The sequence below is a fragment of the Janibacter sp. CFPM2_SD2 genome (assembly GCF_057364645.1).
In genome coordinates, this window is sequence record NZ_JBNFOF010000012.1 from 20,628 (window position 1) to 31,743 (window position 11,116).

The 11,116-nt window shown below is 71.0% G+C and carries 10 protein-coding genes and 1 pseudogene; 8 read left to right on the forward strand and 3 right to left on the reverse strand.

Going from position 1 to position 11,116, the window contains the following annotated elements:
* The first annotated feature begins 9 nt into the window (after positions 1 to 9).
* From AC2W7J_RS02315 to AC2W7J_RS02335, 5 genes are all read left to right on the forward strand, one after another.
* Complete coding sequence (locus tag AC2W7J_RS02315; RefSeq protein ID WP_255185481.1) at positions 10 to 714, forward strand: L,D-transpeptidase family protein; 705 nt, start codon at positions 10 to 12, stop codon at positions 712 to 714.
* 165 nt (positions 715 to 879) lie between these two features.
* Positions 880 to 2,082 (forward strand): acyl-CoA dehydrogenase family protein, encoded by a 1,203-nt coding sequence (locus tag AC2W7J_RS02320; protein ID WP_255185482.1) that lies wholly within the window; start codon positions 880 to 882, stop codon positions 2,080 to 2,082.
* A 141-nt stretch (positions 2,083 to 2,223) separates the two neighbouring features.
* Entirely contained in the window at positions 2,224 to 2,811 is a 588-nt protein-coding gene (locus tag AC2W7J_RS02325) for a YflT domain-containing protein (RefSeq protein WP_421007091.1), read from the forward strand.
* Between the two features lie 53 nt (positions 2,812 to 2,864).
* Positions 2,865 to 3,605 (forward strand): PIG-L deacetylase family protein, encoded by a 741-nt coding sequence (locus tag AC2W7J_RS02330; RefSeq protein ID WP_485981305.1) that lies wholly within the window; start codon positions 2,865 to 2,867, stop codon positions 3,603 to 3,605.
* 184 nt (positions 3,606 to 3,789) lie between these two features.
* Positions 3,790 to 4,719, forward strand: a complete 930-nt coding sequence (locus tag AC2W7J_RS02335) for a hypothetical protein (RefSeq protein ID WP_485981306.1) — start codon at positions 3,790 to 3,792, stop codon at positions 4,717 to 4,719.
* Between the two features lie 104 nt (positions 4,720 to 4,823).
* Here AC2W7J_RS02335 and AC2W7J_RS02340 read toward each other — a convergent pair whose 3' ends face one another.
* Positions 4,824 to 5,696, reverse strand: a complete 873-nt coding sequence (locus AC2W7J_RS02340) for a crotonase/enoyl-CoA hydratase family protein (protein WP_427802094.1) — start codon at positions 5,694 to 5,696, stop codon at positions 4,824 to 4,826.
* Between the two features lie 250 nt (positions 5,697 to 5,946).
* Positions 5,947 to 6,834, reverse strand: a pseudogene (locus AC2W7J_RS02345) (MaoC family dehydratase); the annotation flags it as partial.
* Between the two features lie 235 nt (positions 6,835 to 7,069).
* On the opposite strand from AC2W7J_RS02345, the gene AC2W7J_RS02350 reads away from it, so the two are divergent.
* Positions 7,070 to 7,657, forward strand: coding sequence for a hypothetical protein (locus AC2W7J_RS02350; RefSeq protein ID WP_485981308.1), 588 nt, complete (start codon positions 7,070 to 7,072; stop codon positions 7,655 to 7,657).
* A gap of 124 nt (positions 7,658 to 7,781) precedes the next feature.
* Here AC2W7J_RS02350 and AC2W7J_RS02355 read toward each other — a convergent pair whose 3' ends face one another.
* On the reverse strand, positions 7,782 to 9,284 hold the full coding sequence (locus AC2W7J_RS02355; RefSeq protein WP_485981310.1) for an aminopeptidase P family protein: 1,503 nt from the start codon (positions 9,282 to 9,284) through the stop codon (positions 7,782 to 7,784).
* A 130-nt stretch (positions 9,285 to 9,414) separates the two neighbouring features.
* Here AC2W7J_RS02355 and AC2W7J_RS02360 point away from each other — a divergent pair, with 130 nt between their 5' ends.
* The gene (locus AC2W7J_RS02360; protein WP_485981311.1) at positions 9,415 to 10,200 is read left to right on the forward strand and encodes an enoyl-CoA hydratase/isomerase family protein; all 786 of its coding nucleotides are present in this window, start codon (positions 9,415 to 9,417) and stop codon (positions 10,198 to 10,200) included.
* A 420-nt stretch (positions 10,201 to 10,620) separates the two neighbouring features.
* A partial coding sequence (locus AC2W7J_RS02365) for a PHP domain-containing protein (protein ID WP_485981312.1) occupies positions 10,621 to 11,116 on the forward strand: 496 nt, incomplete at its 3' end.

Here is an 11,116-nt window from a genome sequence, read left to right on the forward strand (position 1 = left end):
GGGGGAAACATGGACACCATCTCGCTCGACCGCCGCGACCTCTTCCGCGGCGCCGCTGCCACGGCCGTCGCCGGTGGCCTGCTCGTCACGGCCGGGGAGGACGCGCACGCAGCCCGCCCCACGACGCTCAAGCAGGGCGACACCGGCTGGTGGGTGCAGAACCTGCAGCAGCGTCTGCTCAAGGCGAAGTTCTGGCTGCGCACCGCCAACGGCAGCTACGACCAGACGACCCAGCAGGCCGTCATGGCCCTGCAGAAGGCGCACGGTCTGACCCGTGATGGCGTCGTCGGCCCGCAGACCTGGTCGGCCGTCTACTCGCCGCGCACCCCGCGGCCCCGCACGACCTCGGCCTTCGAGATCGACAAGACCCGTCAGCTGCAGATCGTCGCCCGCTACGGCTGGGCCCAGTGGGTCTTCAACACGAGCACCGGCAACGGCGAGCGCTACTGGTCCTCGGCCTCCGGCGCCTACGTCTACGCGACGACCCCGAGCGGCACCTTCCGCTTCTACCGGGCGATCAACGGCATGCGCAATGCCCCGCTCGGCGAGCTGTGGCGGCCGCGCTACTTCAACGGCGGCATCGCGATCCACGGCTCGCCGTCGATCCCCGGCTACCCGGCCTCGCACGGCTGCGCCCGACTGAGCGACCCGGCGATCAACTACATCTGGTGGAAGAACCTCGCGCCCATCGGGCGCACGGTCAAGGTCTACTGACCTTCCACACGACGGGCGAAGGGAGATGTCAGCGCACAGCATGCGCTGACATCTCCCTTCGTCCGTCTCATCGTGGCCGAGGACACCCTGAGACTCCGTGGCGGGTGGCGGGGTGCGCTGGGATACTGACCCGGATCCTTGAACCACGAGAGCAAAGGTGGACGCATGTCCCGACTGCAGACGACCGACGGACTGACCGAGGAGCAGGTCGACCTGCTGGGCCTGGTCAAGGAGTTCGTCGACGAGCAGATCATCCCGGTCGCGCAGGAGCTCGAGCACGCGGACGAGTACCCGCAGAAGATCGTCGACCAGATGAAGGAGATGGGGATCTTCGGCCTGATGATCCCCGAGGAGTTCGGTGGGCTCGGCGAGTCCCTCCTCACCTATGCGCTGTGCGTCGAGGAGATCGCCCGCGGCTGGATGCCGGTCTCCGGCATCATCAACACCCACTTCATCGTGGCCTACATGATCCTCAAGCACGGCACCGAGGAGCAGAAGCAGCACTACCTGCCGAAGATGGCCACGGGCGAGATCCGCGGCGCCTTCTCGATGAGCGAGCCGGGGCTCGGCTCCGACGTCGCCGGCATCAAGACCAAGGCCGTGCGTGACGGCGACAGCGACGACTGGACGATCAACGGCCAGAAGATGTGGCTGACGAACGGCGCCTCCGCCAACCTCGTCGCGGTGCTCGTCAAGACCGACCTCGGTCACGACAGCCCGCACAAGAACATGACGACCTTCCTCATCGACAAGACCGAGGGCTTCGGCGAGACCGCCCAGGGCGTCACCGTCCCCGGCAAGATCGAGAAGATGGGCTACAAGGGCGTCGACACGACCGAGCTCATCCTCGAGGGCCACAAGACGACGACCGGCCAGATCCTCGGTGGCGAGCCGGGCAAGGGCTTCTACCAGATGATGGACGGCGTCGAGGTCGGCCGCGTCAACGTCGCCTCCCGCGCCTGTGGCCTGGCGATGCGCGCCTTCGAGCTCGGCGTCCAGTACGCCCAGCAGCGCGAGACCTTCGGCAAGAAGATCGTCGACCACCAGGCAATCCTCTTCCGCATCGCCGACATGGCGAGCAAGGTCGAGGCCGCGCACCAGCTGATGGTCAAGGCCGCGCGTCTGAAGGACAAGGGCGAGCGCAACGACCTCGAGGCCGGCATCGCGAAGTACATGGCGGCCGAGTACTGCGCCGACGTCGTCAACCAGTCCTTCCGCATCCACGGCGGTTTCGGCTACTCCAAGGAGTACGAGATCGAGCGGATCTACCGCGAGGCCCCGATGCTGCTCATCGGTGAGGGCACCGCCGAGATCCAGAAGATGATCATCGGCAAGAGCATCCTCAAGGACTACCAGCTCAAGGGGTGATGTCCGGGTAGGTGCCCGGCACCGACACCGCTCGCGCTCGCCCGATCGAAGGGGGCTGGCCGTCACCCAGGTGACGGTCGGCCCCCTTCGTCCATCCGCCCCGTCCACCGGGCCCACAGGTCGGGGTGGGAGACTGGAGCCATGAGCACCCAGCCCGGTATGGCCGCCCACATGCAGCAGTTCCTGCGTCTGGAGTACCCGCGGTCGTTGGCGACCTACGACAGCTATGCCGAGGCCCAGCGCGCGGTGGACTTCCTCGCGGACAAGGAGTTCCCGGTCCAGGACGTCATGATCGTCGGCACCGACCTCAAGCAGGTCGAGCGGGTTCGTGGCCGGCTGACGAGCGGCAAGGTCGTGCTCGGGGGACTGCTCTCCGGCATCTGGATCGGTGTCTTCGTCGGCCTGATCTTCGCGATGTTCGAAGGGAGCGACGGCCTGCTCGTGAGGCTGGCCTCGACGGTGGCGATGGGCGCGCTCTTCGGTGCCGTGTGGGCCTGGCTCGGTTACCGCTCCACCGGTGGCCAGCGCGACTTCACCTCGGTGACCCAGGTGGTCGCCTCCCGCTACGAGGTGCTCACTGAGCACCGCCACGCGGCGCGGGCCAACGAGCTGCTGCACGAGCTCGACCCGACCCGCGCCGGGCTCGAGCAGCTGCGGCGCAACCAGGAGGCGGCGCGTGCCGCTCAGGAGCAGATGGACCGCGCCCAGCAGCACCCGCAGCAGGGCTGATCCCGCCCCGCGCGCCCTTCCCCCGGCGGCAGGGCGGGACTAGCGTCGTCGGTGTGAGCACCCAGCCCGACCTGGCCGCCCTCGACGAGACCTCCTTCGACTCCGTGCTGTGCGTCGTCGCCCACCCCGACGACATCGAGTACGGCACCGCCGCCGCCATCGCGAGGTGGACCGCCGCCGGCAAGCGCGTGCGCTACTTCCTGCTGACCCGCGGCGAGGCGGGCATCGACACGATGGACCCCGTCGACGCCGCGCCGGCCCGCGCCGACGAGGAGCGCGCGAGCGCGTCCGTCGTCGGTGTCGAGGAGGTCGAGTTCGGCGACCACCCCGACGGGACCATCGAGTACGGCCTGACCCTGCGGCGCGACATCGCCGCGGCGATTCGGCGGGCTCGCCCCGACCTCGTCATCGGCACGACCTTCGACGTGACCTTCCCGGGCGGCATCCTCAACCAGGCCGACCACCGGGCCGTGGGCCTCGCGACCGTCGACGCCTGCGCCGACGCCGGCAACCGGTGGATCTTCCCCGAGCTCGTCGCCGACGGCCTCGAGCCGTGGCACGTCAAGCTGCTCGCGATCGGCGGCAGCCAGCGACCGACGCACTTCGTCGACGTGACGGGCCACCTCGACGACGCGATCGAGTCGCTCGAGGAGCACCGGCTCTACAACGCCGCGCTGCCCGACGACTTCCCGAAGCCCGCGCAGCTGCTCGGCAACATCCTCGGCGGTGGCGGCCAGGCCGTCGCCGACCCGGCGGTCGAGCACGCGCTGCTGCTCGAGGTCTTCGAGCGGTAGGGGGAACCGGTGCCCCCTTCGTCATGCGCGGGAGGGCGAGAGGGGCAGGGGTTGTCGAGTCCCGCGCTGGGTATGTCCCGCGCGTCGCTCGCCAACCCACGCGCGGCTCGACATGTGGTGCCGGATTCGCGGGCCCTGTGGAGAACGTCGGCCGTCTCCGGGCGGTCTCCGTGATGATCGGGGGATGGACGAGCGACTCAGGCGGCGGGCGGAGCGGCAGGCGGGGGTCTTCACGTGGGGTGACGCCCGCGCGTGCCTGCAGGGTGAGCACGACCTGCGCATCGCCCTGCGGCGGGGTGAGGCGATCCGGGTGCGCCGCGATGCCTACGTCCTGGCGCAGGCCTGGCAGGGCACCGGACCCGAGGAGCAGCTGGCGCTCGCCACCCGGGCCGTGCTGCGGACCCGACCGGGTGACCTCGCGAGCCACCAGAGTGCTCTGGCCCTGCACGGCATCTCGCTGTGGGGCCTGCCGGTGCAGACGGTGCAGGTCACGTCAGCGGTGACACGGTCCCGACGGGACCCCACCCTGCGCATCCACCGCCTGCGAGAGGGGATCGAGCCCACTGAGGTCGAGGGCGTTCCCTGCGTCGCGGTGGCCGTCGCGCTCGTCCAGGTCGCGCTCTCCGAGAGCACGACCGCCGCCGTCGTGTCGCTGGATCATGCGCTGAAGACCCGTCGGTGCCGGATCGAGCAGGTGGAGGCTGCCGGGGACCGGCTCGCTCGGGGTCCTCTGCAGCGCGCCCGCCTGCGGGCGGTGATCGACGCGAGCGATGCGAAGTGCGAGTCGGTCGGGGAGTCCCGCACCCGGATGCTGCTGCGCGAGCTGGACCTCGACCTGCGGAGCCAGGTGCGGATCAGCGACCGCGACGGCAACTTCGTCGGCCGGGTGGACTTCCTCGTCGGCGACCTGCTCGTCATCGAGTTCGACGGCCTGGTCAAGTACGAGGGGGCCGAGGGCAAGCAGGCCCTGGCCCGGGAGAAGGTGCGCGAGGAACGGCTCACCGGGCTCGGCTGCATCGTCATCCGACTCGTCTGGGCGGACCTGGAGCACCCGGAGCGCGTGGAGGCCCGGGTGCAGGAGGCGCTGATGCGGTTGGCGGCGCGGGCGGCCTGACGGGGACGTCGAGCGGTGCCGGTCCTGTCGAGTCCCGCGCTGGGTATTCCACGTGCGGCGCTCGACAACCGGCGCGTGGTCGCCCCCTCCGCGACGAGTGGTGGCTACCAGGCGCCGTAGAAGGGCGGCATCTGCGAGGCCTTGCCCGAGTAGACCGGCGTGCGCTTGTCGAGGAAGGCGGCCACGCCCTCCTTGCCGTCGCCGATGCTCGCGTAGAAGATCGCGAGCGAGTCGACCCGGTGCGCGTCGACCGGGTGGTCGAGGCCGGCATTGCGGTACATCAGCTGGCGGGTGAGGGCCGTGGCGACCGGCGAGCGGTCCTTGGTCCACCGGTCGGCGAGGGCGATCGCCGCGTCGAGCAGCTCGTCGGGCTCGTGGACCGAGCGGACCAGGCCGACCTCGAGGGCCCGCTCGGCGTCGATGATGTCGGCCGAGTAGACGAGGTCGAGCGCGTCGGGCATGCCGACGATGCGGGGGAGGAACCACGACGAGGTCGCCTCGGGCGTGATGCCGATGCGGCCGAAGACGAAGCCGATCCTCCCCTTCGTCGACACGAGTCGGGCGTCCATCGGCAGGGTCATCGTCGCGCCGATGCCGACCGCGGCGCCGTTGATCGCCGCGATGACCGGCTTGCGGCATGCGTGGATCGCCAGGGCCACCCGACCGCCGGTGTCCCGCACGCGGGCCAGGCCGGGGTCCTCGAGGTCCTCCATGTCGGACAGCACCGGCGTGAGGCTCTCGTCGAGACCGAAGACATTGCCCTCGGCAGTGAGGTCCATGCCCGCGCAGAAGGCGCGGCCCGCGCCGGTGACGACGACCGCGCGCACCGCGTCGTCGTCGTTGACCTCGCGGAAGGTCGCCTCGAGCTCGTCGGCCATCGTCACCGTGAAGGAGTTCATCGCCTCCGGGCGGTCGAGGGTGACGAGGAGGATCCCGTCGGTGACGCTCAGGGAGATGGTCTCGTGGTCGGTCCTCATCGGGTGGGCTCCTCGGTGGTGGTGACGGGCGGGCTTCCGTGGTCTCAGCGGGGGATGAGCACCGTGTAGTCGAGGTCGAGGACGACCTCGGGCAGGTACGTGCCGTCCTCGCCCTTGTAGGGGAAGTCGGCACACGGGGTGTCCTTCGTGGCGACCGTGCGCAGGCGCAGGGCGCGACGTCGGTGCGGCCGGGCAGCTCGATGCGCTCGAGCACCTCGGACCAGGCGTAGATCGTGTCGCCGGCGAAGGTCGGGTTGGCGTGGGCGCCGGCGTTGATCGCCGCGACGAGCTGGCCGTTGGCCAGACCGTTGAAGGACAGGGCCCGCGCGAGGCTGATGATGTGGCCGCCGTAGATGAGGCGGCGCCCGATCTTCGCCTGCGACTGGGCGTGCTGGTTGAAGTGGACCTTCGCGGTGTTCTGGTAGAGCCGCGTGGCCAGCATGTGGTCCGACTCCTCGATCGTCATGCCGTCGACGTGGTCGATGCGCTCACCGACCTCGTAGTCACCCCAGAGGAAGGGGGAGCCCGCGAGCTCGACGTCGTAGTCGCGACCGGTGAGGTCGAAGGGGACGAGGAGGTCTTCTGCCGCAACGGCGCCCGGCAGGTCAGGAATGACCGTCTCGGGGGCGGGGGAGGCCGCGTCCTTCTTGTGGACCATGACCCAGCGGACGTAGTCGACGACCATCTCGCCGCGCTGGTTGACGCCTACGGAGTTGACGTAGACAACGCCGGTGCGGCCGTTGGAGTTCTCCTTCAGGCCGATGACCGTCGAGGTCGTCGTCACCGTGTCACCGACGTGCAGCGGCGCCCCGAAGCGACCGCCCGCGTAGCCGAGGTTGGCCACGGCGTTGAGGCTGATGTCGGGCACCGACTTGCCGAAGACGAGGTGGAAGGCGAGCAGGGAGTCGACCGGCATCCGCTCGAAGCCCATCGACTCGGCGAAGGTCGCCGCGCTCGTCGCCGCGAAGCGCGAGCCGTAGAGCCCGGTGTAGAGCGCGATGTCGCCCTCGGTCACCGTGCGCGGCGTCGCGTGCCGGATCTCCTGCCCGATCGCGAAGTCCTCGAAGTAGTTGCCGGGGACCGTCTTGGTCGACATGTGCGCGGGCCTTTCGGTGGGGGCGAAGGGGGTCGGTGACATCTTCCCCCTTCGCCCCCGTGGTGGTCAGGCCGTCCGGCTGTTGACCCGGCCACACCCGGCCACCTGGCCGGGAAGCGCGCGACTGGCCGAGATCGCCGGACCCGGCCGCGCAATTGCTCGGTCAACTCCGGGTTTCCCGGCCATCTCCGGATCTCTCGGCCGTCGTGGGCAGCGCAGCCCGGTGGCCTGTGGATGACGCCGGCGAGCGAAGGGAGGACCCCGCAAGGATGTCGTGATGGATCCACGACTCGCAGGTGTGCTCGTCGCGGGCGGTCAGGTGTGCACGACCGCCAGGCTGCGGGCGATCGAGATCGACGCGGACGAGACCGAGCGTCTGGTGCGGTCCGGGGAGCTCGTGCGACTGCGTCGCGGGCTCTACGCCGCGGGCGAGAGGTGGCGCTCGGCGAAGCCCGAAGCTCGTCTTGCCCTGTGCACCCGAGCGGTTCTGGGGGAGAGGCCGGACGCAGCCGCATCGCACGCCAGCGCCGCGGTGCTCCACGGGCTACCGCTCTGGGGCGTGGGGCTCTCGACCGTCGAGGTGATCTGCTCGTCTCCCCGGGGGCGTCTACGTGGGGGTGTGCGCCTGCGCCCGTGGCCCGAAGGGGTGGATGCCGAGGTCGTCGACGGGCTGCGGGTGGTCCCCGTGGGGATGGCCATCGCGCAGGTCACCGACGAGTACGGCTTCCTCCCCGGTCTCGTCTGCCTCGACGGGGCGCTGCACACCGAGCAGGTGACGGGGCCGCAGGTCGAGATCTACGACCGTCGCGGCAAGATCGGCCGGGTGGACTTCCTCGTGGGGCAGGCGATGGCGCGGGTGGCCTGACCGGGAAGAGCGCCGATGGCCGGGAAATCCGGACATGACCGCGCAATTGCACGGCCAGGTCCGGATTTCCCGGCCATCTCTGGATGTCTCGGCCACCTCGCCCGTGTGAGAGGCGAAGGGAGGGTCAGCGACCCTGGACCTCGGCGATCCAGGCCTCGACCTCGTCGGCGGTGTGCGGCCAGTCGCCGGAGAGGTTGCGGCAACCGTCCTCGGTGACGACGACGTCGTCCTCGAGGCGCACGCCGATGCCGCGGAAGCGCTCGGGCACCTTGAGGTCGTCGGCCTTGAAGTAGATGCCCGGCTCGACGGTGAGGACCATGCCCGGCTGCAGCTCGGCGTCCATGTACTCCTCGCGGGTCGCCAGGGCGCAGTCGTGGACGTCGATGCCGAGGTGGTGGCTTGTGCCGTGCACCATCCAGCGGCGGTGGTACTGGCCGTGCTCGGTGTCGAGCGTGTCCTCGACCGAGACGCCCTCGGGGAGCAGCCCCCACGCGTGGAGGTGCTCGGCGACGACGCGGATCGCGGCGGCGTGGACGTCGGAGAACTTGTTGCCCGGCTTGACCGCGGCGATGCCCGCGGCCTGCGCGGCGGCGACGGCCTCGTGCACCTCGCGCTGGGTGGGGGAGAAAGTGCCGCTCACCGGCAGCGTGCGGGTGATGTCGGCGGTGAAGAGCGAGTCGACCTCGACACCGGCGTCGAGGAGGATGAGGTCACCGTCCTTGACCTCGCCGTCGTTCTTGATCCAGTGCAGCGTGTTGGCGTGGTCGCCGGAGGCGCAGATCGAGTCGTAGCCGACGCCATTGCCCTGGTGGCGGGCGTGCAGGCCGAAGGTGCCCTCGACCCAGCGCTCGCCGCGGCCGCGCTCGGGCAGGCCGGGCAGCTCGCGGATGACGGCCTCGAAGCCGACGCGCGTCGCGTCGACGGCCTGCTGCATCTGGTCGAGCTCCCAGTCGTCCTTGATCATCCGCAGGTGCGACAGGTCGTGGGCGAGCGCGGCGTCGCCCTCGGCGAGCGTCTCGGCGTCGGCACCGGCCTGGCTGCGCACCGTGTCGAGGCGGGCGGTGAGGTCGCGGTCGGCGTCGCGCACGACGCGCACGGTGACCTGACCGGCGTCCTTGCCGACGGCGTCCTCGAGCTGCTCGACGTGCCGACCGACGAGGCCCAGCTCGGCCTCGATGTCTTCGATGGACGGACGCGCGCCGACCCAGAACTCGCCGTAGCGGGCGTCGCCGAAGAACTCCTCGGAGTCGCGCGGCGCGAGCGGGCGGAAGTAGAGGCTCGCCTCGTGGCCGGCGTGCTCGTCGGGCCCGCCGAGGGGCTCCATGACGAGGACGGCATCGGGCTCGCGGTCGGCGCCCAGGCCGGTGAGGTGGGCGAAGGCGGAGTGCGGGCGGAAGACGTAGTCGCAGTCGTTGCTGCGCACCTTGAGCCCGCCGGCGGGGATGACGAGGCGCTCACCCTCGTGGGCGGCGGAGACCGCGGCGCGGCGTTCGGCGGCCCGCTCGGCCGCCTCGGTGAGCGCCGGGCGGTCGTCGGACCGCGGGGCCCAGTCCTCGGCGACGAAGGCCCGGAACTCGTCGGTCGTCGGCCGCTTGCGGTTGTCTGCCTGCTGCTGCTCCTCGCTCATCGGCCCATCGTCTCACCTCGTGGATCGGCGTCTCAGGCGGGCGAAGGGGAGGCCCCTCACCTGCCCGGGTCGGCCGCTGTGCACAAGATTTTTCGATCACCCGCCCGGGACCGGCTGGTTGGATGGCCCCATGATCGACACCCCGCTCATCCGCATCGACCGCCACGAGTCCGGCGTCGTCGAGGTCGTCCTCGACCGCCCCGAGGCGATGAACGCCGTCTCCACGCAGATGGCGACGGCCCTCACCGCGGCCGGTGGGGCCCTCGCCGACGACACCTCGGTGCGTGCCGTGGTGCTCACGTCGAGCCACGACAAGGCCTTCTGCGTCGGCGCGGACCTCAAGGAGCGCAACGGCTTCACCGACGAGCAGCTGCGCGCACAGCGCCCGGGCAACCGCTTGGCCTACCGGGCGCTCCTCGACCTGCCGGTGCCGACGATCGCGGCGGTCGACGGCTATGCCATGGGCGGTGGGTGCGAGCTCGCGCTCGCGTGTGACCTCATCGTCGCCGGGCCGCGGGCGCTCTTCGCGCTGCCGGAGGTCTCGGTCGGCGTCATCCCCGGCGGTGGCGGCACGCAGCTGCTGACCCGCCGCATCGGCTGGTCGCGGGCGGCCGACCTGATCTTCACCGCGCGCCGGGTCGATGGCGAGGAGGCCCTGCGCCTCGGCCTGGCCGACCGCCTCGTCGACGACGCGAAGGGGGAGGCTCTCGCCATGGCGGCGACCATCGCCCAGCACTCGCCGGTGGGGATGCGCAATGCCAAGGCGGCCATGCGCGGCGGCCTCGACGTGAGCCTCGACGAGGGCCTCGACCTCGAGGACGCCCGCTGGCACGACACCGCCTTCAGCGCCGACCGCGCCGAGGGCGTGCGCGCCTTCGCCGAGAAGCGCACCCCCCAGTGGCCGGGTCTGGGCTGACCACGGGTCGGGCGCGCCGGTCGATGGCCTAGGGCGCGCTGACCTCGCGCTCCTGCCCGTCGACCGTCCATGTCAGGCGGTCGACCCGGCTCATCACGTCGTCGGGGTCGGTGCTCGGGCAGCTCCTGGAGCAGCCGGAACAGCTCGTCGCGGTCCTCCACCCGGGTCCCCGTGGGGGTGGGGCCCTCCGGAGCGTCGTCGGTGAGGCGCTCCGTCGCTGGTGAGGAACCACGCGGTCCGGCCGAGTGCCGGCGATGCCGACGAAGGCGGTGTCCCCGTCGTCGCGCTCACGGTCGTGGAACCATCCCACCGGTGTCGCCCCCTTCGTCCGCCGTGTGCCCTGCTGCTTGACGCCTCTACTCCTCACGAAGGGGGCCGCAGGTTGCGTCGGCCGTCGGTGCGAGGTCATAGGCTGCAGAGGTGATCGACCTGCACACCCACAGCGCCCGCAGCGACGGCACCGACGCGCCCGGTGAGCTCGTCCGTCAGGCGGCGGAGGCCGGGCTGACGACGGTGGCGCTCACCGACCACGACACGACCGTCGGGTGGGAGGAGGCGGCGCAGGCGGCCGCCGAGCACGGCGTCGCCCTCGTGCGCGGGGCCGAGCTGTCGACGCGGCACCAGGGGCGCTCGGTCCACCTGCTCGCCTACCTCTTCGACCCTCAGGACGCGGCGCTCGCCGAGGAGATGCGCCGGATGCGCGACGACCGCGTGCCGCGACTGCAGCGCATCGTCGAGCACATGGCCGCCGACGGCTTCGACATCACGTGGGACGACGTCCTCGCGCAGGCCGACGGGCCGGCCTCCCTCGGCCACCCGCCACCTCGCCGACGCCCTCGTGGCCAAAGGGGCTCGCCCCCGACCGCCAATCGCCGTCTTCGCCGACTCGGCTGCACAACGCTACGCGCTCTACGAG